This is a genomic window from Nonomuraea fuscirosea, assembly GCF_035917475.1.
GTDB lineage: Bacteria > Actinomycetota > Actinomycetes > Streptosporangiales > Streptosporangiaceae > Nonomuraea > Nonomuraea fuscirosea.
The window spans coordinates 9,570,299-9,596,812 of sequence record NZ_CP109074.1 but is presented as its reverse complement, the minus strand read 5'-3'; the positions used below and the strand labels follow the sequence as shown (position 1 = coordinate 9,596,812).

The 26,514-nt window shown below is 72.1% G+C and carries 27 protein-coding genes and 2 tRNA genes; 20 read left to right on the top strand and 9 right to left on the bottom strand.

The features are described from left to right. The first annotated feature begins 102 nt into the window (after window positions 1–102). From OIE67_RS43850 to OIE67_RS43795, 12 genes are all read left to right on the top strand, one after another. On the top strand, window positions 103–645 hold the full coding sequence (locus tag OIE67_RS43850) for an AAA family ATPase (protein WP_326631658.1): 543 nt from the start codon (window positions 103–105) through the stop codon (window positions 643–645). 8 nt (window positions 646–653) lie between these two features. Continuing rightward, entirely contained in the window at window positions 654–1,655 is a 1,002-nt protein-coding gene (locus OIE67_RS43845) for a GH25 family lysozyme (protein WP_326631656.1), read from the top strand. A gap of 42 nt (window positions 1,656–1,697) precedes the next feature. Next, window positions 1,698–2,225, top strand: coding sequence for a C40 family peptidase (locus OIE67_RS43840; RefSeq protein ID WP_326631653.1), 528 nt, complete (start codon window positions 1,698–1,700; stop codon window positions 2,223–2,225). Window positions 2,226–2,302: 77 nt separating this feature from the next. Further along, window positions 2,303–2,533, top strand: coding sequence for a transposase (locus OIE67_RS43835; protein ID WP_326631651.1), 231 nt, complete (start codon window positions 2,303–2,305; stop codon window positions 2,531–2,533). A 39-nt stretch (window positions 2,534–2,572) separates the two neighbouring features. Next, window positions 2,573–2,645: transfer RNA gene (locus OIE67_RS43830), tRNA-Thr, on the top strand. 447 nt (window positions 2,646–3,092) lie between these two features. After that, window positions 3,093–3,166 (top strand) — tRNA-Met (locus OIE67_RS43825). A gap of 71 nt (window positions 3,167–3,237) precedes the next feature. Next, window positions 3,238–3,402 carry a 50S ribosomal protein L33 gene (gene rpmG / locus OIE67_RS43820; RefSeq protein ID WP_019632658.1) on the top strand — a complete coding sequence of 55 codons (165 nt, stop codon included), beginning with the start codon at window positions 3,238–3,240 and terminating at the stop codon, window positions 3,400–3,402. 200 nt (window positions 3,403–3,602) lie between these two features. Next, window positions 3,603–4,052 (top strand): MaoC family dehydratase N-terminal domain-containing protein, encoded by a 450-nt coding sequence (locus tag OIE67_RS43815; RefSeq protein WP_106243796.1) that lies wholly within the window; start codon window positions 3,603–3,605, stop codon window positions 4,050–4,052. Window position 4,053: 1 nt separating this feature from the next. Further along, complete coding sequence (locus tag OIE67_RS43810) at window positions 4,054–4,482, top strand: MaoC family dehydratase (protein WP_106243798.1); 429 nt, start codon at window positions 4,054–4,056, stop codon at window positions 4,480–4,482. A gap of 193 nt (window positions 4,483–4,675) precedes the next feature. Then, window positions 4,676–5,773 carry a hypothetical protein gene (locus OIE67_RS43805; protein WP_326631630.1) on the top strand — a complete coding sequence of 366 codons (1,098 nt, stop codon included), beginning with the start codon at window positions 4,676–4,678 and terminating at the stop codon, window positions 5,771–5,773. Between the two features lie 11 nt (window positions 5,774–5,784). Then, window positions 5,785–6,822, top strand: coding sequence for a UDP-N-acetylmuramate dehydrogenase (locus OIE67_RS43800; RefSeq protein ID WP_326631628.1), 1,038 nt, complete (start codon window positions 5,785–5,787; stop codon window positions 6,820–6,822). 227 nt (window positions 6,823–7,049) lie between these two features. Continuing rightward, on the top strand, window positions 7,050–7,616 hold the full coding sequence (locus tag OIE67_RS43795) for a TMEM165/GDT1 family protein (RefSeq protein ID WP_106243804.1): 567 nt from the start codon (window positions 7,050–7,052) through the stop codon (window positions 7,614–7,616). A gap of 13 nt (window positions 7,617–7,629) precedes the next feature. Here the strand turns inward: OIE67_RS43795 and OIE67_RS43790 are convergent, their stop codons facing one another. Further along, window positions 7,630–10,482 carry an ATP-binding protein gene (locus OIE67_RS43790; protein ID WP_326631624.1) on the bottom strand — a complete coding sequence of 951 codons (2,853 nt, stop codon included), beginning with the start codon at window positions 10,480–10,482 and terminating at the stop codon, window positions 7,630–7,632. A gap of 123 nt (window positions 10,483–10,605) precedes the next feature. After that, a complete protein-coding gene (locus tag OIE67_RS43785; protein ID WP_326631622.1) occupies window positions 10,606–10,755 on the bottom strand; it encodes a hypothetical protein in 150 nt (49 codons plus the stop codon). A gap of 250 nt (window positions 10,756–11,005) precedes the next feature. Here OIE67_RS43785 and deoC point away from each other — a divergent pair, with 250 nt between their 5' ends. The 4 genes from deoC to OIE67_RS43765 are packed head-to-tail and all read left to right on the top strand — an operon-like array spanning window position 11,006 to window position 14,378. Further along, window positions 11,006–11,935, top strand: coding sequence for a deoxyribose-phosphate aldolase (gene deoC, locus OIE67_RS43780; protein WP_326631620.1), 930 nt, complete (start codon window positions 11,006–11,008; stop codon window positions 11,933–11,935). 2 nt (window positions 11,936–11,937) lie between these two features. Next, complete coding sequence (locus OIE67_RS43775; protein WP_326631619.1) at window positions 11,938–13,359, top strand: aldehyde dehydrogenase family protein; 1,422 nt, start codon at window positions 11,938–11,940, stop codon at window positions 13,357–13,359. Further along, window positions 13,349–13,537 carry a hypothetical protein gene (locus tag OIE67_RS43770; protein WP_146178312.1) on the top strand — a complete coding sequence of 63 codons (189 nt, stop codon included), beginning with the start codon at window positions 13,349–13,351 and terminating at the stop codon, window positions 13,535–13,537. Before OIE67_RS43775 ends, OIE67_RS43770 begins: the two co-directional genes overlap by 11 nt. After that, entirely contained in the window at window positions 13,530–14,378 is an 849-nt protein-coding gene (locus tag OIE67_RS43765) for an aldehyde dehydrogenase family protein (protein ID WP_326631618.1), read from the top strand. The genes OIE67_RS43770 and OIE67_RS43765 overlap by 8 nt, the downstream gene beginning before the upstream one ends. Before the next feature lie 37 nt (window positions 14,379–14,415). Here the strand turns inward: OIE67_RS43765 and OIE67_RS43760 are convergent, their stop codons facing one another. Together OIE67_RS43760 and OIE67_RS43755 are read right to left on the bottom strand one after the other, a co-directional pair. Next, on the bottom strand, window positions 14,416–15,732 hold the full coding sequence (locus tag OIE67_RS43760) for an FAD-binding oxidoreductase (RefSeq protein WP_326631617.1): 1,317 nt from the start codon (window positions 15,730–15,732) through the stop codon (window positions 14,416–14,418). A 172-nt stretch (window positions 15,733–15,904) separates the two neighbouring features. Beyond that, the gene (locus OIE67_RS43755; protein WP_326631615.1) at window positions 15,905–17,374 is read right to left on the bottom strand and encodes an amidase; all 1,470 of its coding nucleotides are present in this window, start codon (window positions 17,372–17,374) and stop codon (window positions 15,905–15,907) included. Window positions 17,375–17,403: 29 nt separating this feature from the next. Between OIE67_RS43755 and OIE67_RS43750 the strand changes: the two genes are divergently transcribed. Beyond that, on the top strand, window positions 17,404–18,585 hold the full coding sequence (locus OIE67_RS43750; protein WP_326631614.1) for a threonine synthase: 1,182 nt from the start codon (window positions 17,404–17,406) through the stop codon (window positions 18,583–18,585). Window positions 18,586–18,594: 9 nt separating this feature from the next. Here OIE67_RS43750 and OIE67_RS43745 read toward each other — a convergent pair whose 3' ends face one another. Genes OIE67_RS43745 through OIE67_RS43735 form a run of 3 tightly spaced genes read right to left on the bottom strand, consistent with a single transcriptional unit; the run spans window position 18,595 to window position 21,987 of the window. Beyond that, window positions 18,595–19,242, bottom strand: coding sequence for a hypothetical protein (locus OIE67_RS43745; protein WP_326631612.1), 648 nt, complete (start codon window positions 19,240–19,242; stop codon window positions 18,595–18,597). Beyond that, window positions 19,239–21,644, bottom strand: coding sequence for an ATP-dependent helicase HrpB (gene hrpB, locus OIE67_RS43740; RefSeq protein ID WP_326631610.1), 2,406 nt, complete (start codon window positions 21,642–21,644; stop codon window positions 19,239–19,241). Before hrpB ends, OIE67_RS43745 begins: the two co-directional genes overlap by 4 nt. Then, entirely contained in the window at window positions 21,631–21,987 is a 357-nt protein-coding gene (locus OIE67_RS43735) for an ArsR/SmtB family transcription factor (RefSeq protein WP_326631607.1), read from the bottom strand. Before OIE67_RS43735 ends, hrpB begins: the two co-directional genes overlap by 14 nt. 90 nt (window positions 21,988–22,077) lie before the next feature. Here OIE67_RS43735 and OIE67_RS43730 point away from each other — a divergent pair, with 90 nt between their 5' ends. The 3 genes from OIE67_RS43730 to OIE67_RS43720 all read left to right on the top strand — a co-directional run bounded on the left by OIE67_RS43730 (window position 22,078) and on the right by OIE67_RS43720 (window position 24,891). Continuing rightward, window positions 22,078–23,226, top strand: a complete 1,149-nt coding sequence (locus tag OIE67_RS43730) for an MFS transporter (protein WP_326631605.1) — start codon at window positions 22,078–22,080, stop codon at window positions 23,224–23,226. 61 nt (window positions 23,227–23,287) lie between these two features. Continuing rightward, entirely contained in the window at window positions 23,288–23,773 is a 486-nt protein-coding gene (locus tag OIE67_RS43725) for a hypothetical protein (protein ID WP_326631603.1), read from the top strand. A gap of 164 nt (window positions 23,774–23,937) precedes the next feature. Continuing rightward, window positions 23,938–24,891, top strand: coding sequence for a LysR family transcriptional regulator (locus OIE67_RS43720; RefSeq protein WP_326631601.1), 954 nt, complete (start codon window positions 23,938–23,940; stop codon window positions 24,889–24,891). Here OIE67_RS43720 and OIE67_RS43715 read toward each other — a convergent pair. Beyond that, window positions 24,878–25,621, bottom strand: a complete 744-nt coding sequence (locus OIE67_RS43715) for an SDR family oxidoreductase (RefSeq protein ID WP_326631599.1) — start codon at window positions 25,619–25,621, stop codon at window positions 24,878–24,880. The two genes, OIE67_RS43720 and OIE67_RS43715, sit on opposite strands and share 14 nt — an antisense overlap. Before the next feature lie 85 nt (window positions 25,622–25,706). Beyond that, window positions 25,707–26,471: an oxidoreductase gene (locus tag OIE67_RS43710; RefSeq protein WP_326631597.1), complete on the bottom strand. Its 765-nt coding sequence runs from the start codon at window positions 26,469–26,471 to the stop codon at window positions 25,707–25,709. Window positions 26,472–26,514: the final 43 nt, after the last annotated feature.

The following is a 26,514-nucleotide window of genomic DNA, read 5'->3' as shown; positions in this document are numbered from 1 at the left end:
TCAAAAACGATCTTGCTCGGGAACGAATTTCCGCCCGCTGAACTGCGGTTTCCGCACCACATCCACACGAATTCTGCACACGGCTCTGTCACCATGCTGATCATGTGCGAACGCGTCGTCCTGGTGAACGGCCTGCCGGGGTCGGGCAAGTCCACGCTGGCCCGCGCGCTGGGGCGCGAGCTCGGCTGGCCGGTCCTGAGCAAGGACGCGCTCAAGGAGACCCTGGCCGACACCCTCGACCGCCCCGGTGGGGTCGGTGAGACCGAGTGGAGCGTCTCGCTGGGCCGGGCCGCGGCGGAGAGCCTGTGGACGCTGCTGGCCACCGCCGGGCGCGGCGCGGTGCTGGAGAGCCCCTGGCTCGCGCCGCTGCGGCCGGTGGTGCTCGCCGGGCTGGCGCGGGCGGGCGTCGAGGCGGGGCCGCGCGTGCGCGAGGTCTGGTGCGACGTGCCGGCCGAGGTCGCGCGGAGCCGGTACGAGCGACGGGTGCGGCACCCCGTGCACCGGGACCCCTTCGTCGGGGACGAACGATGGCGGGAATGGGCGGCGGGTGCGCGCCCGCTGGCTCTCGGACCCGTGTATTGGGTTGATACCGCGAAAGAAGTGGAAATTACTGGACTTGCGGAATTGTGCAGGGCTCCGCAATGATCTGCGGCGTGAAACGTCTGTGGTTATACACGGTAATTGCAACGGTTGGTATGACCGGCGTCGCCCACGCGGCCGAGGTGCCCGGGGTCGACGTCAGTAACTGGACCGGCGAGATCGACTGGGCCGCGGTGTCCTCCGGCGGCGCGAAGTTCGCCTTCGTGCACGCCACCGAGGGGACGGACTACCGCAATCCCAGTTTCGACGTCCAGTTCGGCGGCGCGGCGTCGGCGGGTCTCGTTCGCGGCGCCTATCACTTTGCGCAACCGCATGAATCCGATGGGACGGCCCAAGCCGACCATTTTCTGCAGAACGGCGGTAACTGGATCAGCGACGGCCAAACGCTTCCCGGTGTTCTCGATTTGGAGGACAACCCGTACACGAACACCAACGGCAAGAACAACTGTTACGACCTGTCCGCCGCGGACATGGTCACCTGGATCAAGGACTTCACCAAGAAGTACCGGGCGGCGACCGGCCGGCACGCGATCATCTACACCACGACGAGCTGGTGGCAGACCTGCACGGGCAACACCACCACGTTCAAGTCGAACCCCCTGTGGCTGGCCCGCTGGGGCTCCGAGGTGGGCGAGCTGCCGAAGGGCTGGAAGAAGCACACGTTCTGGCAGTCGGCGGAGAAGGGCACGCTGGCCGGCGGCCAGAACGTCTTCAACGGCTCGGAGTCGCAGCTGAAGTCGCTGGCCAACCCGCCGGCCGAGGTCAAGGTCGGGGGCCGGGCCGTGAGCAGGAAGTCGTACACGGTGACGATCTCCAACACGGGGCCGCATCCGGTCGAGAACGTCAAGGTGACCGGGCGGACGTTCGGCGGGCAGCGTGTGGTGAAGGCGCCGGGCTGCACGTTCAGCGGCACCGCCGTGACGTGCCGGATCGGGGAGCTGCCGCGCGGGCAGAAGAAGACGTTCACGATCACGACCAGGCCCACCAGGTCCAAGGGCGCCGTCGGCCTGAACGTGACGGTGGGTTCGGTGAAACTCGCCCTCAAAACCCGATAAGGCAGGATAAATACCGAAGGCTGATGCTTCGGGGGGTGTGGGATGAAACGGCGGTTAGCTGTGGCGGCGGCGCTGCTCCTGCTGACCGCCACGGCCTCGGTGCCGCTCGGGCTGTCCGTGCCGCCGCTGGTCGTCCGGATCGCGTACGAGATCGAGCGGTACGGCATCGTGTACTCCTGGGGCGGCGGCCACGGCGTGGACCCCGGCCCCTCCAAGGGGACGTGCCGGGGCTACCGGGGCAGCATCAGGCCCTGCCCGGCGGCCAGGACGCGGGGGCTCGACTGCTCGGGCTTCACCCGGTGGGTCTACGCCCTGACGTACGGCGAGGACGTGCTCGGGCCGGGCAACACCGACGACCACCTGCGCAAGATGCGCCGCGTCTCCCGCGCCAGGCCCGGTGACCTGGTCTTCTTCGGCAAGGTCACGAAGCGGTCGGTCAGGACCCACCATGTGGGCGTCTACCTGGGCGGCGGGAAGATGATGAACGCGCCGGAGACCGGGGCCCTGGTCAGGATCGACACGATCAAGAAGAAGAAGGACTTCGCCGGCTTCTACCGATACCGACGGTGACGCCTACCGGTTCGGTATGGCCGGTAACGGGAGTGACGGGGCAAAAATGAGAGACCCCGCGGCTAATGTGTGCGGCTATGGAGAGGCGATGGGTCGGCCTGGACGGCATTGAAGTCGTGGGCGCCCTGCGGGCCGGGCGGCAGGTGCTCCGGGTGCGCAGGAACGGGTGGGTGGTCGCCGACTGCACCTCTGTGGCGGAGGTGGCCGGACACGTCGATCTGGCCGACCTGTGCGAGGTGATCGAGCTCGCGCCACGGCGTGGCGCGACGCCGCGGGCGACCGCCGGAACGAGTTCGCATCATGGCTGAGCGCCGTGTATGGTTATGCCTGTCCGCAGCGCCGGACAGGCCCCTATAGCTCAGTCGGCAGAGCGTCTCCATGGTAAGGAGAAGGTCAACGGTTCGATTCCGTTTGGGGGCTCGCACACTGAACAGGCAGAACGCCCGGTCCGATGAAAATCGGAGCCGGGCGTTTCCGGTTTCCGGCACCTTTCCGCCGAGCCGCGCCAAGGACGCGCGAGGGCCGCGCCGGGGGTTCGCGAGAGGACCCGAGCCGCGCACGAGGCAGGGGCGCTGAAGGCCCTCTCCGCGGACCCGCGACTGGATAACGCAACGGTCACGATGACGGTCCCGAGCGGCGGCGACCGCGGCCACCGTAGTGTCACCAAGGTCGGCTGCCGGTAGTCCGGCGGAGAGCTGCTACGCTGACCCTGCTCGTATGGGGGGCGGCAGGCGGGGCTGTCGTTAATGATTTCGGTTGCGGGGCCTTCCTGAGGCATACTGGGGAGCACCCCGCCCGACCGGGTGAGTTACTAAGGTGCTCACCGTGTCGGGTATCCTCTACGGGCCGGGTCGTTTCCGGCCCAAAGGCGGAGTAGCTCAGTCAGGCAGAGCAAACGGCTCATAATCGTTGTGTCGCCGGTTCAAGTCCGGCCTCCGCTACTGCCCCAACCCAGGTCCACCGGCCTGGGTACGGGCGTGTCCATGTCCCGAACGTAGAAAGGCACTCCCAAGTGGCTGCCACCGACGTTAGGCCTAAGATCACGCTGGCCTGCCAGGAGTGCAAGCACCGCAACTACATCACGCGGAAGAACCGGCGCAACGACCCGGATCGGCTTGAGCTGAAGAAGTACTGCCCCAACTGCCGCTGCCACCGCGCGCACCGCGAGACCCGCTAGGGTCCAGGGCAGGGCTGCTGGCCCCACTCTTTTCACAACGCGCAACCGGCGTCCCCTAGCAGGGCGCCGGTTTCGTCGTGTCTGCGTGTCCCTCCGCTCGCGTCCTGGGCAAAGAGCAGGCCATCACCAGGGACAGCCGAACCTTGTTCTGTTAGCGTCGGCCTCATCAGCCGCCGGGACGGACATGCGAGGGAGCAGCGATGGCCCTGAATCGTGACTTCGTGGGCAGAACCTATCCGCCCAGTGCCCCGTACGAGGTCAGCCGCGTGAAGATCAGGGAGTTCGCCGCCGCGATCGGCGACCACAACCCGCTCTACCGCGACCAGGAGGCAGCCCAGGCCGCCGGATACCCCGACGTGATCGCGCCACCCACCTTCCCCATCGTGTTCAGCCTGCAGAGCGGCGGCGGGGCGCTGGTGGACCCCGACCTCGGGCTCAACCTGGCCATGGTCGTCCACGGCGAGCAGCGCTTCGAGTACACCCGGCCGGTCCACGCCGGCGACCGGCTCGTCATGACCTCCACGATCACCGACATCCGCACCGCCGGGCGCAACGAACTGCTCACCGTGAAGAGCGACGTGCGGACGGTCGAGGGTGAGCCGGTCTGCGTGACGTACAACACGATCGTCGAGCGCGGAGGGGCGGGCTGAGATGAGTGCCGCGGTGAGGTACGACGAGGTCGAGGCGGGACAGGAGATCCCGGCCGTCGACTACAACGTGCGCCGGCTCAACCTGGTGATGTACGCCGGCGCCTCCGGCGACTTCAACCAGATCCACTGGAACGAGCGCTTCGCCAAGATGGTGGGCCTACCCGACGTGATCGCGCACGGCATGTTCACGATGGCGCAGGCCGGGCGGTTCGTCACCGACTGGGCCGGCGACCCGGGCGCGGTGGTGGACTTCGGGGTGCGGTTCTCCTCGATGGTGGTCGTGCCCGACGACGACCAGGGGGCCACGGTCACGGTCAGCGGGGTCGTGGAGGAGAAGCTGGAGGACAAGAAGGTGGTCATCGGGCTGACCGCCCGGTCGGGCGACGCACGGGTGCTGTCCAAGGCCCGCGCGGTGGTCCAGCTCACCTGACGTCCGGGCTCGCCTGACGTCCGGGCTCACCGGACGTCCGGGCTCGCCCGACACCCCGCCCGCCCGCAGGCCCGCTCGCCTCACGTCCCGTCTCGGCGGTGATAGGGCGGACGGGTCTCGGGTAGCGCGTCTCCGTATGAGTGATGTTGTGCGAAAGGTCTGGCCCACCGTTCGATCGATCCCCGTCTCCGCGGTGACCGACACCAAGCCGCCGGGTCACCTCAAACCCGCCCGGATCGAGCAGGTGGCCGGCGCGGCCGGCACCGGCCGCGACACCGCGGGCGGCGCCGGCGAGCCAGGCGCGGAGGCCGCCCCGGCCCCCGCGCCGGTGGCGGCGACCGGCGTCGGCACGGCGGGCACCAAGCGGACCAGAAGGAGCGCGGGAGCCGGGGCCGCGCGAACCGGCGCGAGCCCCAACCCCGCCGCTGACCTGGGCTTCTCCGGCGACCCCGGCCAGCACGGCGACCCCGATGACGGGATGTTGCACGCCCAGCGCGCCTGGGACGCCTCGCTGGCCACCAACCGCCTGGACGACCAGGGCGTGAACCTCGAACGGCAGCGGGTGGAGACCAAGGGCGTCACCGCCGGCGTCGCGCTGCTGGTCGACGGCTGGCCCGAGGACGTCAGGCGGTGCGTGGAGTCGGTGATCGAGCACACCGGCGCGCACGTGCTCGCCCTCGACCTCGGCAACGTGGACGGCGCCGGCGACGTGCTGGAGGAGCTGGCCGGGCGCCACCCCGAGCGGATCACCGCCTGGCACGTGAGCGAGACACCCCACTGGCGGGGCGGCACCGCGACCTGGGGCGAGAGCAGGGCCAAGCTGCTTCGGCTGGACGAGTCCGAGGTGCACGTGCTGATGGAGACGAACGTCGTGCTCCGCGGCGACGCGCTGACCCCGCTGATCGCCGCGGTCGTCGAGGGCGCGGTGGCCGCCGGGTGGAGAGGGCTGAAGCCGGTGGCGGCGGAGGAGCCCGACCCGGCCAGGGAGAGCACGGGCGACGTCGGCCCCAGGACGGTGTGGCGTGAGGCGGATCCCGGCACCGTACGGGCGCTGAGTGGCGAGCTCATCGCCGTCCGCAGGGCCCAGGCGTTCGGCGCGCTGCCCGAGGACGCCCACTACGGCCGGTACGCCGATCTGGAGCTCTCGCTGGCCCTGCCCGGCCACCTGGTCGTCCCGCACCGGCGGCTGCCGGTGACGCTGCTGGGCCGGCACGACGTGGCCGGCGACTACGCGGAGCGGGAGTCCCGGCGCAACTATGACGGGGTGCTGCGCAGGCTGCGCGCCTCATAAGCTGTCTGGTCATGGAGAACCTCGCGCCGTACACCACGCTGAGCCTGGGCGGCCCCGCCCGCGAGTTCGCCGAGGCCACCTCGGCCGAGCAGCTCGTGTCCCTGATCGCCGACGCCGACAGGAACGCGGTGCCCACGCTGGTGCTGGGCGGAGGCAGCAACGTCGTGGTGGCCGACGAGGGGTTCGACGGGCTGGTCATCAAGGTCGCGACCGAGGGTTTGACCGTCTCCCGCGACGGCGAGCAGGCCGTCGTGACGGTCGAGGCGGGCGAGGACTGGGACCGGCTCGTGGCCCGCGCGGTGGCCGAGGGCTGGTCGGGCATCGAGTGCATGTCCGGCGTGCCGGGGCAGGTGGGCTCGACGCCCATCCAGAACGTCGGCGCGTACGGCCAGGAGGTGTCCCAGACCGTCCGGTGCGTCCGTGCCTACGACCGGCTCACCCGGCAGGTGATCGACCTGGAGGCGCGGCAGTGCGGCTTCGCCTACCGCGACAGCGTCTTCAAGCGGGACCTGAGCCGGTACGTCGTGCTGGCGGTGACGTACGCGCTCGACCAGTCCGAGCTGTCAGGACCTGTGGCCTACGAGGAGCTGGCCGCGCGGCTGGACACCGTGGCGGGAGGCCGGGTGCCGCTCGCGCGGGCCCGTGAGACCGTGCTGGCGCTGCGGCGGGGCAAGGGCATGGTGCTCGACCCCGACGACCCCGATACGAGAAGCGCGGGCTCGTTCTTCACCAACCCGATCCTCACGGCGGAGGAGGCGGAGGAGCTGGCGGTGCGGGCTCCCGGGCATCCGCGCTGGGACGTGCCGGGCGGCCTGATCAAGGTGCCCGCCGCGTGGCTGATCGAGCAGGCCGGCTACCCGAAGGGTTACGAGCGCGGCCCCGCGCGGATCTCGACCAAGCACACGCTCGCCCTCACCAACCCCACCGGCCGCGCCACCACCGCCGACCTGCTGGCCCTGGCCAGGGAGGTGCGCGACGGCGTCCGCGAGAAGTTCGGGGTGACGCTGGTCAACGAGCCGGTGCTGGTGGGCTGCACCCTGGGGGAATAGCTCCCGCGCGACGCCTGTTAGGGTGGTGCGGAATTACCGAAGGGGAGTAGTCCCAATCGCGTGGTCGACACACTGGCGCTTCACCGCGCCCGGTCACGCGGGCCTCAGACGGGCGGACGAGACCTTCGGCCTGGCAGTCATGATGACCAAGACGCTGCCGGGCCGAAGTCGTGCCCGAAAAACTCCCCGGGCGTCTGCTTCCGGCCCGGTCGCGCGGAAGAGGACCGTTGGAAGCGTTCTGGATCAGTCTCGCCGTCATCTTCGTGGCGGAACTGGGCGACAAGAGCCAGTTGATGGCGATGACCTTCGCGACCCGTTTCAAGGCCTGGCCCGTGCTGGCCGGCATCACGATCGCGACGACCGTCGTGCACCTGCTCAGCGTGGCCGTGGGCGGCCTGATCGGCGGCGCGCTGCCGACGACGGCGATCAGCGTGGTGGCCGGGCTGGCCTTCCTCGCGTTCGCCGTGTGGACGTGGCGGGGCGACGAGCTGACCGAGGAGGAGTCGAAGAAGGCCCAGCGCACCACCAGGAACGCCCTGATCGCGGTGACGGTGGCGTTCTTCCTGAGCGAGCTGGGCGACAAGACCATGCTGGCCACCATCACGCTGGCCACCCGGCACGACTGGGTGGGCACCTGGATCGGCTCCACGGTCGGCATGGTGGCCGCGGACGCGCTGGCCATCGTGGTGGGGCGGCTGCTCGGCAAGCACCTGCCCGAGAAGGTCATCCGTTACGGCGCCGCCGCCGCGTTCGCCGTCTTCGGCGTCGTGCTGCTGGTCGAAGCCCTCATCTAGCCGGCAGCGACGCTCAGGACAGCAGGGACAGCCGGTGGGCCGCCGCGGCGGCCTCGCCGCGCGTGGTGACGCCGAGCTTGCCCAGGATGTTGGACACGTGCACGCTCACCGTCTTCGCCGAGATGAACAGCTCGGCGGCGATGTCGCGGTTGGTGCGGCCCTGGGTCACCAGGCGCAGCACCTCCAGCTCGCGCGGCGTCAGCAGCTCAGACGGCTCCTGGGCCTCCTGGAGGCCGCCGACCCGGCGGGCCAGCATCTCGATCTCCTCCACCAGCGGAGTCGCCCTCAGTGCCTTGGCCAGCGGCAGCGCCGCCTTCAGCCGTACCGCCGCGCCTTCCCTGTCGCCGGCCGTGGCGGCCACGGAGGCGGCGCGCAGCAGGGCCTTGGACTGGTTGTGCGGGCGCTGCAGCCGCTCCCAGGCCGCCGCCGCGGCGTCGAAGTCGCCGGAGTAGGACAGCCGGTACGCCTCCACGACCGGCCCGATCACCGACAGCATGGCGGCCACCTCGGCGGCCTGCGCCCGCACCGCGGCGGCCCGTTCGCGCTCGGTGTCCTGGGCGGCGTCGCAGACCGTGCGCAGCAGCGCGAGCAGCCGCCAGCCCAGCATGGCCTTGCTCGACTGCTTCGGCTGCGAGAGCACCTGCTCGGCCACGCCGAGCGCGGCGCCGGGCTCGCCCCTGGTCAGGTGCCAGCCGATGAGCAGCCGGGCGTTGCTGATGATGTCCTGGACGAACTCCTCGGGACGGTTCTTGGACACGCCGACCTCGGCCAGGATGCCCTCGACGAGCTGCAGCTCGCCTCTGGCCAGGGCGATGTCGGCGCGCACCCGCAGCAGGCTGTAGCGGGTGCGCAGCACGGGGCCGTGGCTGAGCGCGGTGTCGACGATCTCGATGGCCTCGTCCCAGCGGCCGAGGGTCTCCAGCACCTCGGCCCAGTTGTTGGCGATGAACAGGCCGCTGCCGCGCAGGCGCCCGTACTTCTTGGCGACCGTCCAGCCGTGCTCGGCCATGCGCAGCGCGTCGTCCTGGCGGCCCATGTCGAGCAGAGCGTCGATGTTGTTGCCCATCGCCCGGGTGATCAGGCGGCCCGCGCCCTCCTCCCGGCCGATGGCCAGCGCCTGCTCGTTGACGGCGATGGTGGACTCGATCTCGCCGTTGAGCGAGTGGCCGAGCGCCCGGTTCATCAGCAGGTCGCCTTCGAGGCAGCGGTCGCCGTGCTCCCTGACCCAGCGCAGGCCCTCGATGATGAGCTCGTTGGCCTCCTCGATCTCGCCCCTCAGCATCAGGTGGCGGCTGAGCGGCGTGACGACCTCGGCCCGGTCGAGGCTGTTCTCGGGGACGAGCCGCAGCGCGTGCCGCAGGTCGTCGATGACGCCCGCCTGCCCCTTGGAGTTCTTCAGCCCGGCCCTGCGCACGATGAGCTGGGCCACGCGGCCGGGCTCGCGGGTCTCGTCCAGCTGGGACAGCGCGGCCTTGACGAACTTGCTGGCCTTGTCGGCGTCGCCGCCGGAGTTGGCGGCCTCGGAGGCCCGCTCCAGCACGCCGGTGTGGTCGCAGCCGATCAGCTCGGCCGCGTCGGGCACCCGGTCCCAGAGCGTGAGCACGCGTTCGAGCAGCGGGACCGCCTCGGTGTAGGCGAACGCCTTGGACGACTTGCGCGCCGCCTCCCAGGCGGAGATCAGCGCCCAGCGGTCGTTGCGGGCGCCGTACCAGTGGTGGGCCAGCTCGACGGCGGCCCGGTCGGACGGGACGAGCGTGCGGTCCTTGGAGATCTCCTCGGCGAACCTGCTGTGCAGGCGCTGGTGCTCGCCCGGCAGCAGCTCGTCGTGCACGGCCTCGCGGATGAGGGAGTGGCGGAAGACGTACGCCCTGCTGTCGGCGATCTGCAGCACGTTGCCCATGATGGCGGGGCGGAGCGCGGTCTCCAGGTCGACGTCGGACAGGCCGCTGACGGCGGCCAGCAGCGCGTGGCCGACCCGGTTGCCGCCGGCGGCGGCGACGCGCAGCACGCGCTGGGTCTCCTCGGGCAGCCGCTCGACGCAGCCGAGGATGAGGTCCTGCATCGAGTCGGGGAACGTGCACTCGTCGCCGCTCTCCAGCATGGCCTCGACGAACAGCGGGATGCCCTCGCTGCGCTCGTAGACCGTGTCGACCTTGCCGTAGGCGGGGGTGCGGCCGAGGATCGCGGTCATCTGCTGGGCGACCTCGTCCCGCGACAGGCGGGGCAGGTCGAGGCGGTGCACGCCGTGGACCCGGCCCAGCTCGGCCAGCACCGGCCTGAGCGGATGCTGGCGGTGCAGGTCGTCGGAGCGGTAGGTCATGACGATCAGGACCTGCGGCGTGTGCAGGTTGCGGCTGAGGAAGGCGATGAGGTCGCGGCTGGACCTGTCGGCCCAGTGGATGTCCTCGATGACCAGGATGGTGGGGCGGTGCTCGGCGAGGCGTTCGAGCAGGCTGAGGAACTGCTCGAAGAGCCGGGCGCGGCCGGTCTCCGTCTCGCCGTCGCGGCTGGGCTCGCCGAACTCGGGCAGCAGCCGGGCGAGGTCGCGCTCGGCCCCTTCCGGCAGCAGCCCGGCCACGGCGGCCGGGCCCTGCTCCCTGACGAGCTGGCGCAGCGCGGCGGTGAAGGGCGCGTAGGCCAGGCCCTCGGTGGACAGCTCGACGCAGCCGCCGAACAGGACGTGGGCGCCGTCGGCGGTGCGGCTCTCCGCGAAGCGCTGGACGAGCCTGGTCTTGCCGACCCCGGCCTCGCCTCCCAGCAGGACCGCCGTGACCTTGCCTTTGATGGCCTCGTCGAAGCTTTCGGCCAGAGCCGCCAGCTCCTCTTCCCGTCCGACGAAGACGGGACTTACCGAACGTCCCCGCATGTCATCCAGCATGCCATTCCACATCCGCTGCTTTCGACGTTTTTTGTGGTGGTTCGCGGGGGTTCTACGGGCCCCGTGCGACCCGGCCGCGCGGATGCCGGCGGCCGGGTGCTCGTGGGGTGGTCATGAGGAACGGCGCTTGCCGAAGAGCGAACGGCGCTCGCTCTTGTTGCCCTGCTCGGCTTCGCGGACGCGGCGGTGGTGGGCGGCCGCCCGGCGCAGCTCGCTCGCCTGGTTCTTCATGAGCTCGAACTCGATCTCGGGGTTCATCATCTTCATCCTTTGATGTGGTGCTTTTTCCTGACATCTTCAAGACTCGGGCTAAGGCCCGGTCCGCCACATCGGGTGGATGTCCTATCTCCTGTGCGGGCTCAGGCCCGGAATCCCTATGTAGGCGTGCGCGGAGGCGTACGGCATGCCTAGAAGAGGGGACGGCATGCCTAGGACCTGCGCCCGCGCTGCCCTAAGGTGATCCGGTTTGGAGGTAGAGGCCCTGGTCGGCGATGCTGTCTAGGTGTCAACTGTGACTACCTCGCTCGCGGACGTCGCCTCGTCCGACTCGGCGTTGCGAGCTTTCCTGCACGGCCTGCCCGGGGTTGACCGGGTCGGCGCGGACCAGCGGGCGGCGATGCTCGGCACCCGTTCGATCAAGACCACGGCCAAGGCCCAGGCCATCGACCTGGCCATCTCCATGGTGGACCTGACGACCCTCGAAGGAGCCGACACGGACGGCAAGGTGCGCGCGATGTGCGCCAAGGCCGTGCGGCCCGGCGGCGACGCCCCCTCGGTGGCCGCCGTCTGCGTCTATCCCGACCTGGTGGCGGTGGCCGTCGAGGCGCTGAAGGGCACGGGCGTCAAGGTCGCCTCCGTCGCCACCGCCTTCCCCAGCGGGCGCACCTCGCTGGAGGTCAAGGTGAGCGACACCGCGCTCGCGGTGGCCGCCGGCGCCGACGAGATCGACATGGTGATCGACCGGGGCGCCTTCCTGGCCGGCCACTACATGAAGGTCTACGAACAGATCGTCGCGGTGAAGGCGGCCTGCGGGGCGGCCCACCTCAAGGTGATCCTGGAGACCGGAGAGCTGGCCACCTACGACAACGTGCGGCGCGCCTCCTGGCTGGCCATGCTGGCCGGCGCCGACTTCATCAAGACCTCCACCGGCAAGGTCGCCCCGGCGGCGACGCCGCCGGTGACGCTGATCATGCTGGAGGCCGTACGCGACTTCCGCGACGCGACGGGACGCCAGATCGGCGTGAAGCCGGCCGGCGGGATCCGCAGCACGAAGGACGCGATCAAGAACCTGGTGCTGGTCAACGAGACGGCGGGCGACGACTGGCTCACCCCCGAGTGGTTCCGGCTCGGCGCCTCCTCGCTGCTCAACGACCTGCTGATGCAGCGCCAGAAGCTGGCCACCGGCCGCTACGCGGGCCCCGACTACTTCACCCTGGACTGACGATGTTCGAATATGCACCGGCCCTCGAGTCGCGCGACGTCGTTGACCTGAAGTCCTCCTACGGGCTGTTCATCAACGGTGAGTTCGTCGACGGCTCCGGCACTCCGTTCAAGACCGTCAATCCCGCCACCGAGGAGACGCTGGCGGAGGTCGCCACGGCCTCCTCCGACGACGTCGACCGCGCCGTGCAGGCGGCACGCAAGGCGTTCGGCGTCTGGAGCGCCCTGCCCGGCGCCGAACGCGCCAAATACCTGTTCCGCATCGCGCGGATCATCCAGGAGCGGGCCAGGGAGCTGGCCGTGCTGGAGTCGCTCGACAACGGCAAGCCGATCCGCGAGTCGCGCGACGTGGACGTGCCGCTCGTGGCCGCCCACTTCTTCTACTACGCCGGCTGGGCCGACAAGCTGGAGTACGCCGGGTTCGGCAGCGCCAAGCCGCTCGGCGTGGCCGGCCAGGTCATCCCGTGGAACTTCCCGCTGCTCATGCTGGCCTGGAAGATCGCCCCGGCGCTGGCCTGCGGCAACACGGTGGTGCTCAAGCCGGCCGAGACGACGCCGCTGACCGCGCTGCTGTTCGCCGACATCTGCCGCCAGGCCGACCTGCCGCCCGGTGTGGTCAACATCGTCACCGGCGCGGGCGAGACCGGCGCCGCCGTGGTGGCCCACCCCGACGTGAACAAGGTGGCCTTCACCGGCTCCACCGAGGTCGGCCGGATCATCGCGAGAACGGTGGCCGGCACCGGCAAGAAGCTCACCCTTGAGCTGGGCGGCAAGGCCGCCAACATCGTGTTCGACGACGCGGCCGTGGACCAGGCGGTGGAGGGGATCGTCAACGGGATCTTCTTCAACCAGGGCCACGTGTGCTGCGCGGGGTCGCGGCTGCTGGTGCAGGAGTCGATCCAGGAGGAGCTGCTGGCCGCGCTCAAGCGCCGGCTGGGCACGCTGCGCCTGGGCGACCCGCTGGACAAGAACACCGACATCGGCGCCATCAACTCCGCCGAGCAGCTGGCCAAGATCCGGCGGCTCAGCGACCTCGGCGAGTCCGAGGGGGCCGAGCGCTGGTCGCCCGCGTGCGAGCTGCCCGGTAAGGGGTTCTGGTTCCCGCCGACGCTGTTCACCGGGGTGGCGCAGTCCCACAGCGTCGCCAGGGAGGAGATCTTCGGGCCTGTGCTGTCGGTGCTGACCTTCCGCACTCCGGCCGAGGCGGTGGAGAAGGCCAACAACACGCCGTACGGGCTGTCGGCGGGGGTGTGGACCGAGAAGGGCTCCCGCATCCTGTGGATGGCCGACCGGCTCAGGGCCGGCGTGGTCTGGGCCAACACCTTCAACAAGTTCGACCCGGCCTCGCCCTTCGGCGGGTTCAAGGAGTCCGGGTTCGGGCGCGAAGGCGGACGCCACGGTCTGGAGGCCTACCTTGAGGTGTGACAGCCGCCGGCCGCGCCGGCGCGACCAGGTGACCAGGGGCCATGCCTTCGCCAGGGCCGGCCGCCCGGTGCGCGAGGGCTGGTTCGCCCACCGCTGCGGCGTCAGCCGGTGCGGCCAGATCTTCGTACCGGTGCAGGTGGAGCAGGAGTCCACGTGGAAGGGGCGCGGCGATGAGTAGGTTGTCCGTCAGAAAGACCTACAAGCTCTACATCGGCGGGGCGTTCCCGCGCTCGGAGAGTGGGAGGTCCTATCCCGTGACCTCGGCCAAGGGAGACTTCCTCGCCAACGCCTCGCGGGCCTCGCGCAAGGACGCCCGCGACGCGGTGGTGGCGGCGCGCAAGGCGTTCCCCGGCTGGTCGGGCGCGACCGCCTACAACCGGGGGCAGATCCTCTACCGCGTCGCCGAGATGCTGGAGGGCCGGCGCGCGCAGTTCGCCGACGAGCTCGGCGGCGGCAAGCGGGCGGCCCTGGAGCAGGTGGACGCGACCGTCGACCGGCTGGTCTGGTACGCCGGCTGGTCCGACAAGATCGCCTCGGTGCACGGCGCGGCGAACCCCGTGGCCGGGCCCTACTTCAACCTGTCCACGCCCGAGCCGACCGGCGTGGTGGCCGTCGTCGCGCCCGCCGATCCGCTGCTCGGCCTGGTGTCGGTGGTGGCCCCGGCGATCGTGACCGGCAACACCTGCGTCGTGGTCGCCTCGGAGCCGTCGCCGCTGGGCGCGATCACGCTGTCGGAGGTCCTGGCCACCTCCGACCTGCCGGGCGGAGTCGTCAACGTGCTGACCGGGCGGCGACGCGAGCTGGCGCCGTGGCTGGCCGCCCACATGGACGTCAACGCGATCGACCTGACCGGAGTGGCGGACGCCGACCTGGCGCTCAGCTGCGAGCAGGCCGCCGCCGAGAACCTGAAGCGGGTGCTGCGGCCGGCGGCGGCGCCGGACTGGGCGGCCGATCCCGGGATCGGCCGCATGACGGCCTTCCTGGAGACCAAGACGGTCTGGCACCCCGTCGGCATCTGAACAGCGCGTCGGATCACCGCATCCCCTCGGCCTGGTCTCAGGCCGGGGGGATGTTGTGGTTCAGCCGGAACAGGTTCTGCGCGTCCCACGTGGTCTTGAGCCTGGTCAGGCGCTCGTAGTCGGCCGGCTCGTACGCCCTGCGCACGTTCGCGGGCGCGGCCTGGTCGCCGTACAGGAAGTTCAGCACCTGCCCGCCCGTCGCCCACGGCGACAGCGCCCGCGTGACGACCTCGTGGGCGGCGCGCACGGCCGTCAGGTCGGAGCCCGGGGCCAGGCCGGGGGTCAGCATGCCGGCGTAGTAGAGCGCATCCCTGTTCCCCACCGAGTTGGCCGCCGACTGAGGCTTGGTCAGCGCGCCGCCGAGGTGGCGCACCTCGATCACGGCCCGCGCGCCGAGCAGCGCCTCCAGCGCCTCCTCCGGCAGCTCGCGCAGCAGCGAGTGGGTGGAGTAGTAGCCGGAGGGCTTCGTGGGGTCGTTGTGGATGGCGGCCGAGCCGGTGTAGGGCAGCTCGCCCACGGTGTCCGTCAGCCGGGGGCCGACCGCGCGCAGAGGAGCCAGCAACTCCTCGCCCTCGGCCGCGTCTCCGGTGAACGCGACGCGTACGTGGGCCACGGTCTGGCCGCGGAAGGGCGCGGGGGCGTGCGGCGAGTCGGGGAACGGGATGACGGCGATCGAGGAGGTCATCTCCTCGGGCAGCGACCGCGTCCAGTCCCGCCAGGCGCGCAGCGCGAGCCCGGCCAGGTCGGTGCCGAAGTGGAGCGCGCCGCCGTAGAGCCGCCGGACGGGCACGAGGCCGATCTCCAGCGCGGTGGCCACGCCGAAGTTGCCCCGGCCGCCCACCAGCGCCCAGAACAGGTCGGGGTCGCCGTCAGGCGTGACGCGGCGGAGCTCGGCGTCGGCCGTGACGACCTCGACGGCGCGCACCTGGTCGGCGGCGTACCCGTAGCGCCTGGCCATGAGGCCGATGCCCCCGCCCAGCGTGTACGAGACCGCCCCCACGACCGGCGACGAGCCGGACAGCGGGGCCAGCCCGTGCTCGGCCGCCGCTTCGATGACCTGCTCCCAGCGCACGCCCGCCTCGATACGCGCGGTGCCGGCGGCCGGGTCGATCGTGACGGCGTTCATCGCGCCGGTGGTGATGAGCAGGCCGCCCTCGGCGGCGACGGGCAGGCCGTGCCCGGTCGCCTGCACCGCGACGGGCAGCCCGCGCGCGGCGGCCTGGGACACCGCCTGCCGGACGTCATCGGCGCTCGCGGCCGAGACGATGAGCTCTGGGCGGTGGGAGGCGAGCGTCTGGAAGCCGGCTCGCTCGGCGTCATATGCGGAATCGTGCTGGTCAAGGGTGGAACTCATGGTTCCAGCCTGTCGGCCGCGCTGCCATAAGTCCAAGAGATGGATCTGCTGATCGCCAGAAGCGAGCGTTATGGAAGGTTCGTAACGGCTCAGGACGGCTGGGGACAACTGGGACGGCCTCAGAACGGCTCGGGACGGCCTCGGGACGGCCTCGGGACGGCCTCGGGACGGCTCAGTAGGTGAAGCCCGGTGGCCTGAGCGGCGGATGCGCGGACTGGAGCTGGGCGGCCAGGCCGAGCAGGTGGGGCTCGCCGCCGGGCGGCGCGACGAGCTGGACGGCGATCGGCAGCCCGCAGGAATGGGTGGCCAGGGGGACGGCCATGGCGGGCCAGCCGCACATGTTCCACGGGCCCGTGGCGGGGGCGTACCTGATGTTGGTCTGCGCGTTGCGCAGCAGGCCACGCCGCCCGTAGCGCTCGGCCCGCGGCGCGACGGCGGCCAGGGCCGGCATGATCAGCACGTCCGCGTCGCCGAGCCACTGGTCGGCGCCGTACCCGTGCCAGCGCGCGCGACTCCGCGCGCCGTCCAGCTTCAGCGCGGCGAGCACCCGGCCGGCTCGGGCCAGCGCGCGGGTCCGGCGTTCGAGCCGCCACCGGTCCAGCCCTTCGACCGACTCGGCGGCCCTGACCAGCCACGTCGCGACCGTGGCCGGGCCGAGCCACGCGGGCAGCGTGCCGTCGTGCTCGACCACCGTGTGCCCGGCCAGGCGCAGCGTCTCCGCAGCCCCGCGCACCGCGGCCCGGAATTCCTTGTCGACCGGCAGCCCGGGCGGCAGCGGCTGCGGCGCGTAGGCCACCCGCAGGTCGAACGGCTCGGGGCCGGCGGGCGGCGGCTGCGGCTCCCACACCTCGTCGTCGTCGGCCCAAACCGAGCGAAGCATGCGCGGCACGGGCTCGACCCGGCGGCCGCCGCGCCACGCCTCCGCCAGCGACGGGTCCGCGGCCAGCACGGACAGCGCCAGCGACAGGTCGGCGGCGGTCGTGGCGATCGGGCCGTTCTCGGTCAGACGGTCCCAGTCGTCCGTCGGCGGCGGCACCAGGTCCGCGCCCGGCTTGATCGCCAGCACGCCGCAGCAGGCCGCGGGGATGCGCAACGAGCCCATGCCGTCGTTGCCGAGCGCGATCGGCACCATGCCCGCCGCCACGGCCGCGGCGCTGCCCGCCGACGATCCGCCCGCCGTGCGTGCGGGATTCCAGGGGTTGCGTACGACGCCGTACGCGCTGTCGCCGAACGCCACCAGCCCCAGCTCCGGCAGGTTGGTCACGCCGATGACCACCGCGCCCGCCGCGCGCAGCCGCGCCACCGTCACGTGGTCCTCGGCCGCCGGCACGTCGGAGGTGGCGGCCGACCCGCCGCGGGTGGCCTCGCCCGCGACCTCCAGGTTGTCCTTGACCGCGACCGGCACGCCCGCGAGCGGCAGATCCGGCAGCTCGCGCCGTCTCTGCAGCTCCCGCGCCTCGTCCACGGCCTGCTCCCTGACCGCACGGAACGCCCCGACCCTGGTGTCCCGCTCCGAGATGGCATGGAGATGCTCCTCGACGACGGTCGTGGCCTTGACGTCCCCGTGCCGTACGGCCGTCGCGATCTCGATGGCGGACCTGCCTGCCCACAACATGTTTCGAGTCTGCAGGTTTTCCCGCATCGTGGCGAGGCTCGATAGGGTCGATCCACGTGAACGGATCTTCGCTCGCCCTGCGCCAGCGTTCGCTGGGCGACCCCTCGGCCGAATATCCCCTGTTCCCGCCGCTGACGCGGGGCTGCCCCAGGACCAGCACCGACGAGATCGCCTATCCGCTCGACGTCGTGTACGACTACGCGAAGGCGGACCGCGCCCTGTTCGACCAGGAGCCGGGCCCCGACCTCGCGCGGTGGTCCCCGCTGCTGCCGCCCCTGGCGGTGCCCACGCTGGGGGAGGGCGGGACGCCGCTGGTGGAGTTCGGGGACGTGCACATCAAGGACGAATCGCGCAATCCGACGTGGTCGCACAAGGACCGGCTCAACCGGGTCGCGGTCAGCGCCGCCGTGGCCGCCGGCGCGCCCGGCGTGGTCGTGGCCTCCTCGGGCAACCACGGCGCCTCCGCCGCCGCCTACGCGGCCAGGGCCGGGCTGCCCGCCATCGTGCTCTCCTCGGCCGACTCGCCGCCGGCCGTGCAGACGTTCGCGCGCGCGTACGGGGCGAAGGTCGTGTCCGTGCCGGTCGCGGCGCGCTGGCCGCTGCTGCGCGAGGTCGTCGACCGGCTCGGCTACCACCCGGTCAGCAACCAGACCGTCACCCACACCGGGCACCCGTTCGGGCCCGAAGGCTACAAGACGATCGCGTACGAGCTGTTCCTGCAGCTCGGCCGGACGGTGCCGGCGGCCGTCCTCGTGCCCACCGGCTACGCCGAGCTGCTCTACGGGGTGTGGAAGGGCTTCACCGAGCTGCGGCTGCTCGGGCTGGCGGAGCGGACGCCGCGGATGTTCTCCTGCGAGTCGGCCGCCGGTGGGCCGCACGCCAGGGCCCTGGCCACTGGCACGCCCGCCGCGATCGTCGAGCTGGGCCCCACCGAGGCGTACAGCGTCGCCGGCACCGTCGGCGGGCACCGGGGCGTGCTGGCCGTGCGCGACAGCGGCGGCGAGGCCGTGCTGGTCACCGACGACGAGCTGCGGCGGGCGCAGCGCGACCTGGCCGGGCAGGGGCTGTGGCAGGAGCTGTCGGGCGCGGCGGGGCTGGCCGGGTATCGGAGGCTGCGGCGCGAGTTCGACGGGCCCGTGGTGTGTGTGGCGACGTCCAGCGGGTTCAAGGACATGGGGGTGGGTGGGGAGCGGCATCCGATGATCGAGAACCCGACGCTGGACGATCTTGTCAACTGACGTACGGCCTCAGGGCCTGATCCACACGCGCAGGGCGCCGGTCGCGGTGAAGCCGTGGCGGAGGGCGGTGGCCGGGTCGATCTCGTAGCCGACCAGGGGGCGGCCGGGGAAGAGCTCGGCTGCCATGGCCAGGACGCCTTCCCAGGCCGCGTCCTCGTCGGGGCCGAAGACGTTGGAGACGCCGACGGCGGGGCCGCCGGTGGTGAGGATCGCGCCGGTGGTGATCTCGTCGTTCGTCCGGCCGGACACGATCGTCGCCTCTTTGAGCAGCGCGGGCGGGAACAGGCCGGGCTCGCCGAAGGCCCGCTCCCAGTCGCGCAGGGTGTCCGCGTCCTCGACCACCGTCCAGGCGGTGGGCGTGCGGCCGGGAGCGTCGCGGTGGATCCAGCACGCCTCGAACAGCACCTCGAAGCCGGGAAGGGCGAGCGTGGCGAAGCTGTCCTTGACCGACGCGCCGGGACCCGCGTCGATGCGGCCGAGCACGTCGGCCGCCGTGGCGTCAGGGGAGAGCGTGACGGCGTCGGGGTAGAAGGGCGGAGTCCTGGCCGGGTTGGTCCAGGCGCGCTCGGTGAACGTGCCCGGCCTGCCGTGGGCGCGGCACATCAGGTCGCACCACGAGGCGTTGTCGCGGGCCGCCACGGCCTGCCAGCCGGTCATGTCCGTCCTTTCGTCCGGCGGGTGGGCGGCGCGGTGAGCGGGTCCTCCGGCCAGGGGTGCTTGGGGTAGCGGCCGCGCATCTCCGCGCGTACGTAGCGGTAGCCGTCGCGCCAGAACGAGGCCAGGTCCGCCGTGACCGCCAGCGGCCGGCCCGCGGGCGACAGCAGGTGGACCAGGACCGGAACGCCCGCGATCAGCGGCGTCTCCTGCCAGCCGAACAGCTCCTGCAGCTTCACCGCCAGCACCGGCTGCTCACCCGAGTACTCGACGCGAATGCGCGAGCCGGTGGGGACCTCCAGGCGTTCCGGGGCGACCGCGTCCAGCCGTTCGCTCCACGGGATCAGGCGGCGCAGCGCCGAGGCGACGTCGATGCGCTCCACGTCGGCGCGGCGGCGGGCCCTGGACAGCTCGGGCTCCAGCCACTGGTCGGCCAGGTCGACGAGCGCGTCCATGGACGGCCAGGGCGGGCCGATCGCCCGGTGGCAGAACGCCAGCCGGTCGCGCAGCTCCTTGGCCGGTTTCGTCCAGGTCAGCAGGTCTTCCGTACGCAGGCCGTACCGGATGGCCTCGCGGACGTCGGCGTCCTTGAGCGGGCTGGCGGACAGCTCGATCGCGCCCAGGCGCTCGACCCTGCGGGCGGACACGTCGCCGCGGCGCCCGCCCGGCGGCACCTTCCACTCGACCTCGTCCTCGACCGTGGTGCCGGCCGCCATCCTGGCCGTCGCCTCGTCGATCACCACCGCCTGCCTGACGCGGGCCGAGGCCGAGCCGGTCGGACGGTCGGCGACCGCGACGGCCAGCCACTGCGCGCTCGCGAGCCTGGAGCCCTCGGCCGGCTGCGCCTGGGTGCCCGAGGCCATGAGGAACCCGCCACCGCGCCTGCGCGCCACCCGCTCGGGAAACGCCAGCGCCACCGCCATCCCGGCCAGCGCGTCCTCGGACAACTCCCGCCCGCGAGCCGCCGCACCGGTGGTGGAGGCGGTGCGGCGGAGACGGGTGGATTCCTGGCGCCAGCGGGCCGCGAAGCCGGTGCCGCCGCGGCGGGCCGTGCGCCAGACCTCCACCAGGTCGTCGGAGGCGTCCCTGGGCAGCTGCTCCGACAGCAGCGCCACCACCTCCGCGGCCCGGGGACCGAGGTCGAGCAGGGCCCTGGCCAGCCGGGGATGCACTCCGGCCAGCGCCATCCGGCGGCCACGGGCGGTGACGCGGGAGGCGTCGTCCAGGGCGCCGAGCAGCCGCAGCGTCGCGGTGGCGGCGGACATGGCGGCGGCGGGCGGCGGGTCGAGCAGGGCGAGGCCGTGCGCGTCCCGGCTGCCCCAGCAGGCCGCCTGGAGGGCGAAGCCGGTCAGGTCGGCGAGCGCGATCTCCGGCCGGGCGTGCTCGGCCAGGCGCTCGTGCTCGGCCGCCGTCCAGCAGCGGTAGACGGCGCCGGGCGCCTCACGGCCCGCCCGTCCGGCCCGCTGGGCGGCGGCGGCTCTGGAAACCCGGACCGTGGTGAGGGAGCCCAGGCCGCGCGCGTGGTCGGTCCGTGGCTCGCGGGCCAGCCCGCAGTCCACCACCACCCGCACGCCGGGAACGGTCAGGCTCGACTCGGCGACGGACGTGGCCAGCACCACCCTGCGCCCCGCCCCCGGCGACAGCACGGCGTCCTGAACGTGAGCTGGAGCCTGGCCGTGCACCTGGAGCAGCTGCTCGACGTCGCCGGCCAGCATGCCGGCCACCTTGGCGATCTCGCCCACGCCGGGCAGGAAGCACAGCACGTCGCCGTCCCGTTCGGCCAGTGCCCCGCGGACCACCGAGGCCACGTGCGACAGCAGCGCGGGATCGACGCGCAGGCCGTGCGGCGGCGCGACCGGGCGCGGCGGCGGGGCCCAGACCGTCTCCACGGGGTGGGTGTTCCCGGTGGCGGCGACGATCGGGCCGCCGAGCAGTCCGGCCCACGGGGCGGCGTCGGCGGTGGCGGAGGTGGCCAGGAGGCGCAGGTCGGGGCGGAGCGTCTCGCGTACGTCGAGCAGGAACGCCAGCGCCGTGTCCGCGTCGAGGTGGCGTTCGTGGCATTCGTCCAGCATGACCGCGTCGACCCCGGCCAGCTCCTGGTCCCGCTGGAGCCGCTGCAGCAGCACGCCGGTCGTGACGACCTCGACCATGGGGTTGGCGCCCACGTGCCGCTCGCCCCTGATCGTGTAGCTCACGCCCATGCGCCGGGCCGCCGCGCGTACGGCCAGCCGCCGCGGCTCGGCCACCACCACCCGCATGCCCGCCCCGGCCAGCGCCAGGGGCACCACGGTGGTCTTGCCGGTGCCGGGCGGCGCGGTCAGCACCGCGCTGCCGTGCCCGTCGAGCGCGGCCAGCAGCTCGGGCAGCACGTGGTGGATGGGCAGGGCGCCGTCAGGCACGGGCATCAGCCTGGTGCGCTGAGACTGGGCGTCTTGAGGGGCGGTTCGCCGCGTGCAGGACCGCGTCGAGCAGGCCGGGGAAGCGGGCGTCGAGGTCGGCGCGGCGCAGGCTCATGTACTTCAGCCGCCCCTCCTGCTTCGTCTCGACCACGCCGGCCTCCCGCAACGCCCGGTAGTGGTGCGAGGCGGTCGACTTGTGCACCCCGAGGTGGTCGGCCGCGGTGGTGCAGTTCATCTCCCCGGCGATGGCGAGGCGGATGGTGATCTCCAGGCGGACGGGGTCGGACAGCGCCCGCAGAACCTCTGTGAGCTCGATGTCCTCCGTCGCGGGGTGCGGTAGCAGGCGCATGACGGAAGCCTACCTTCGTCTCATTGTTTGACAACGATCCAACTATAAGTCAGTTTGATGGGCATCAAACTTTTGCTGGAGGAGGCTTCCGTGAGTTCACGGCTCTATCCGATGGCCGCCGGAAATTTCGCGATCGGTACGGGCATGTTCGTCACCGCCGGGCTGCTGGGCCCGATCTCGACCGACCTGGGGGTCTCCCGGTCGGCCGCGGGTCAGCTCATGACGGTGTTCGCGCTGGCGTACGCGGTGCTGTCGCCCCTGCTCGCGGCTCTGACGATCCACCTGCCGCGCAGGACGCTGCTGATGCTGGCCATGGGGGTGTTCGTGGCCGGCAACGTGCTGAGCGCGCTGGCGCCGACGTACCCGCTGGTGATCCTCACCCGGGTGATCGCCGCGGCGGGGGCGGCCATGTTCACGCCGACCTCGTCGGCCGTGGCGAACGCGCTGACCACCCCCGACCGGCGCGGGCGCGCGCTGGCGCTGGTGATGGGCGGGCTGAGCGTGTCGTCGGCCATCGGGGTGCCGCTCGGCACCTGGCTGGGTGAGACGGCGAGCTGGCGGGCGACGTTGTGGATGGTGTCCGGGCTGGGCCTGCTCGGGCTCGTCGGGGTGGCCGCGCTGGTGCCCGACGTGCGGATCCCGGCGTCCGGGCGGCTGCGGGAGCGGTTCGAGCCGCTGCGCGACCGGCGGGTGATGGCGGTGATGGCCACGCAGCTGCTGGTCTTCGCGTCGGGGTTCAGCGCCTACACCTACATCGGCTCGCTGTTCGACCTGCCGCTGCCCGCGCTGCTGTGGGCCTGGGGGCTGGGCGGGATCGTGGGCAACCTGCTCGGCGGGCGGTTGTCCGACGCGTACGGGCCGCGCCGGATGATCCTGATCGGGATGTCGGCCGCCTTCGTGTTCGTCGCCCTCATCCCCGTCGCGAACCTCGCCCTGCCCCTCGCGCTGCTCTGGGGCTTCCTGTGGGGCGCGGTCGGCTGGATGATCGCCCCCGCCCAGCAGTTCAGGACCGTCACCGCGATGCCAGGGAACGTCTCGATCGGCCTGGGCCTGCTGTCGTCGGCCCAGTACTTCGGCCTGTTCGTGGCGGGGCTGGCCGGTGGGGTGGCGCTGGATGCGTACGGACGAGTGGGCGTGATCACTCTGTCGGCCGGCCTGGGCCTGGCGGCCCTGCTGTTCACCCTGGCCACCTACCGCGCACCGAAGCTCGTCCCTCAGGTGACCGAACCGGTCGGCTAGTGCCGGTGCCGGGCTCGTCGGCTTTCCCCGCCGGGGAAGGCTGTTGGCCATAATGTCGGATGTGTCAGACGACCGTGACCCGAGCGACGAGCCCGTGCCCGGCCAGGACGATCAGGCCCCCACGCCGCACCCCCGAGACGAGCCGGTTCCTCGCCAGGACGAGCAGGCCCCCGCGCCGCAACCGGAGGACGACCCGCGTGACGAACCCGCGCCGCTGGCTGCCCTCGTCCTGCTGACGGCGGGGTCGGCGGTGGCGGTCATGGTGCTGGCGGCCTTCCTCTCCCAGCCGCCCCGCCTCAACTTCCTGCTGTTCGGCCCGGTCGCGCTGGTGGCGTTCGAGGTGGTCGCGTACGACGTGTGGTGGCGGCGGTGGTGGGGCGCGATCCCGGGGGCACTGCTGGGCCTGCTGATTTATTTCGAGGGCCGCGCGGCACTCAGCGACGTGATCGGTGAGGTCTGGGCGCATCCGGTGGCGTACGTCCTGGCGTGGACCCTCTTCGCCGTCGTCTTCGCCCTGTGCAGCCGCTACCCGCGCCGGGTTTCCTAGCAGGTCGGCGCCGCCGCCGAGGAAGGGTTCACGGGGGTAGCGCGTTGAGGCGAGGGTGGCCGGGAACGAAGGACCCGGGTCGCCGGATCCGGCTGAGGTGTGCGCTTCCAGGAACGATGACGACGGGGTGGACCGCGTTTCCGCCCCAGGAGAGGGCGGAGCCGATGAGCCTGCGTCAGTTCGAGTACGCCCTGGCGGTCGCCGCTGAGGGCTCGGTGACGGCGGCGGCGGAATCGCTGAGCGTCGCCCAGCCGTCGATGTCCCAGCAGATCCGCAACCTGGAGCGCGACCTCGGCGTGACGTTGTTCGACCGGACGCCGGCCGGGCTGGTGCCCACCGCGGTCGGCCGGGCGTTCCTCCAGGAGGCGGAGGTCGCGGTGAACGCGGCGCGGCGGGCCAGGGAGACGGCGCGGGCCGGTGCGGACGACCTGGTGGGCGAGCTCGTCGTCGCGGCGCAACTGGGCTTCGGCACCCGGCAGCTGCCGGGCGCGCTGGGCGCGCTGCGGCGCCGCTTCCCGCGGCTGGAGGTCACCGTCTTCGAGGAGTCGAGCTCCGCCGAGATGGAGCAGCTGTGCCGCAGGCGGCTGACGGATCTCGCCCTGATGGCGCAGTGCCGGCGGGGCCCCGCCGACGCCCACCGCCTCGGCGACGAGGAGTTCGTCGTGGTGCTGGGCGCCGGGCACCGTCAGCTCGCCGCGGACCGGGTGGACCTGCGTGCGCTGGAGGGGGAGCCGTGGGTCAGGTTCGACCGCGAGAGCGCGCTCGACGGCGTGCTGGAGGAGGTGGCGAGCGACAACGGGCTGAGGCCGGCCACGGTCGCCCGCGTGTCCCAGACGGCGACGGCGGTGCGCTGGGCCGCCCACGGCCTGGGCGTGACGCTCGTCCCCGCCTCCGCGGTGCCCAGCGGCTACGAGCACCTCGCGCGTCCGGTGTTCCCCGCCGTGTCCCAGCCCGTCATCGCCGTGGTCCAGCCCGACTCGGGCCCGGCGGCGACGGCCCTGCTGGAGCTCCTGCGCCAGGAGACCTGGAACAGCTCCGCCTCCTTCCGGTCAGGCGCCGATGAGCCGCACGGCAAAGGCGCCGCGGTGAACGGCGCGGGGCCGCTCAGAGCTGGGTGACGCCGCCGTCCACGGCGAGTTCGACCCCCGCCGTGTACGTCGCGTCGAAAGCGAGGAACGCGGCCGCGGCGGCGATCTCGTCGAGGGCGCCCAGCCGCTTCATGGGATTGTCCGCGACCCGCTCCGCGATGAACTCCGCCGCGGCCTCCTTGGACATCGAGCGCTCCAGCACCCCCGTGTCCACGGGACCGGGGCTGATCGCGTTGACCCGGATCTCGCGCGGCAGCAGCTCACGGGAGAAGCTGCGGGCCATGGAGCGCAGCGCCGCCTTGCCGGCCGCGTAGACGCTGCTGTCCTTGATGCCGACGACGCCGGCCACCGAGGTGGTCAGGACGACGCCGGCGCCCCTGCTCAGCAGCGGGGCGAGCTTCTGCACGGTGAAGAAGGCGCCCTTGACGTTGATCGCGAACAGCTCGTCGTACGCCTGCTCGGTCGTCGACTCGAACGGCGTGAGAGCGGTGACACCCGCGTTGACGAACAGCGCCTCGATCGTGCCGAACTCGGCCTTCACCCGGTCCGCCAGCGTGTCCAGGTCGGAGAGCGAGGACACGTCGCCGCGGACGGCGATCGCGTTCGCGCCGATGCGCTCCCGCGCGGCGTCGAGCGCGGCCTGGGACCGGCCGGTGATCGCCACCCGGGCCCCGCCGTCGGCCAGCGATTGCGCGATGGCGAGCCCGATGCCGCTGCTGCCGCCGGTGACCACGACATTCTTGCCACTGTATTCACCCATGCTGGAATTCCTTCGTTCTCGATGAGAGCGGCGCGTGCGAATGTCGTCGCGCCACCGCGTTCGTGCCGCCGGAATGCGGCCGCCGTCAATTCCTGGGGTATTCTCCGCCGTCCACGGAGAAATAGGTCCCGGTGATCCAGCCCGCCTCGTCCGACGCGAGGAAGAGCACCGCGGCGGCGATGTCGTCCGGCCGGCCCTCGCGCCCGAGCGGGGGCGTGGCGGTCGCGCCCGACTCGGTGTCGTCGCTCGCCCATCGCCTGCGCGTCTCCTCGCCGCCGGGGGTCGCGGTTCTGCCGGGGCCCAGAGCGTTGACCCGGACCCCGGACGGGGCCAGTTCAGCGGCCAGGGCCCGGCTGTAGCTCTCCAGCCCCGCCTTCGCCGCCTGGTAGTGCGCGAACGCCGGCACCGGCGGGAGCAGCGCGGCTGTGGAGATGTGCACGATCGCTCCCGACCCCTGCTCCCGCATCCCCGGCACGAGCAGGGAGTTCAGCCGTACCGCCGCCAGGAGGTTGAGGTTCAGCGCGTCCTGCCACTCGTCGTCGGAGATCGTCACGGCGCTGGCGCCCTCGTTCGCCCGGGCGCCGCCCGCGTTGTGGACCACGATGTCCACGCCGCCGAGCGTCTCCCGCGCGGCCGTGGCGAGCGCCCGCGTCCCGGCCTCGGTCCTGATGTCCGCCGTGACGAAGGCGGCGCCCTCAGGCGCCGGGTACGCGGTCGACCTCGCGGTGGCCAGCACCTCGGCGCCCGCGTCGAGGAGCCGCCGCACCACGGCCGCCCCGATGCCGCGTGAGCCGCCTGTGACAAGGGCACGCTTTCCGCTGAGTTGTCGCGTCCCGTTCTCGAGTGTCATGTCGCCATTCCCTTCGATAAACCGCTGAATTACTCGCGGGGGT

Coding starts and splice junctions, on each gene's coding strand:
- OIE67_RS43835 (WP_326631651.1), top strand. CDS start 2,303: ATGGAGAGGCGATGGGTCGGCCTGGACGGCATTGAAGTCGTGGGCGCC.
- OIE67_RS43840 (WP_326631653.1), top strand. CDS start 1,698: ATGAAACGGCGGTTAGCTGTGGCGGCGGCGCTGCTCCTGCTGACCGCC.
- OIE67_RS43710 (WP_326631597.1), bottom strand. CDS start 26,471: ATGACACTCGAGAACGGGACGCGACAACTCAGCGGAAAGCGTGCCCTT.
- OIE67_RS43715 (WP_326631599.1), bottom strand. CDS start 25,621: ATGGGTGAATACAGTGGCAAGAATGTCGTGGTCACCGGCGGCAGCAGC.
- OIE67_RS43785 (WP_326631622.1), bottom strand. CDS start 10,755: ATGATGAACCCCGAGATCGAGTTCGAGCTCATGAAGAACCAGGCGAGC.
- OIE67_RS43775 (WP_326631619.1), top strand. CDS start 11,938: ATGTTCGAATATGCACCGGCCCTCGAGTCGCGCGACGTCGTTGACCTG.
- OIE67_RS43760 (WP_326631617.1), bottom strand. CDS start 15,732: ATGAGTTCCACCCTTGACCAGCACGATTCCGCATATGACGCCGAGCGA.
- OIE67_RS43790 (WP_326631624.1), bottom strand. CDS start 10,482: ATGCGGGGACGTTCGGTAAGTCCCGTCTTCGTCGGACGGGAAGAGGAG.
- OIE67_RS43720 (WP_326631601.1), top strand. CDS start 23,938: ATGAGCCTGCGTCAGTTCGAGTACGCCCTGGCGGTCGCCGCTGAGGGC.
- OIE67_RS43765 (WP_326631618.1), top strand. CDS start 13,530: ATGAGTAGGTTGTCCGTCAGAAAGACCTACAAGCTCTACATCGGCGGG.
- hrpB (WP_326631610.1), bottom strand. CDS start 21,644: ATGCCCGTGCCTGACGGCGCCCTGCCCATCCACCACGTGCTGCCCGAG.
- OIE67_RS43755 (WP_326631615.1), bottom strand. CDS start 17,374: ATGCGGGAAAACCTGCAGACTCGAAACATGTTGTGGGCAGGCAGGTCC.
- OIE67_RS43850 (WP_326631658.1), top strand. CDS start 103: ATGTGCGAACGCGTCGTCCTGGTGAACGGCCTGCCGGGGTCGGGCAAG.
- OIE67_RS43815 (WP_106243796.1), top strand. CDS start 3,603: ATGGCCCTGAATCGTGACTTCGTGGGCAGAACCTATCCGCCCAGTGCC.
- OIE67_RS43735 (WP_326631607.1), bottom strand. CDS start 21,987: ATGCGCCTGCTACCGCACCCCGCGACGGAGGACATCGAGCTCACAGAG.
- OIE67_RS43800 (WP_326631628.1), top strand. CDS start 5,785: ATGGAGAACCTCGCGCCGTACACCACGCTGAGCCTGGGCGGCCCCGCC.
- OIE67_RS43745 (WP_326631612.1), bottom strand. CDS start 19,242: ATGACCGGCTGGCAGGCCGTGGCGGCCCGCGACAACGCCTCGTGGTGC.
- OIE67_RS43810 (WP_106243798.1), top strand. CDS start 4,054: ATGAGTGCCGCGGTGAGGTACGACGAGGTCGAGGCGGGACAGGAGATC.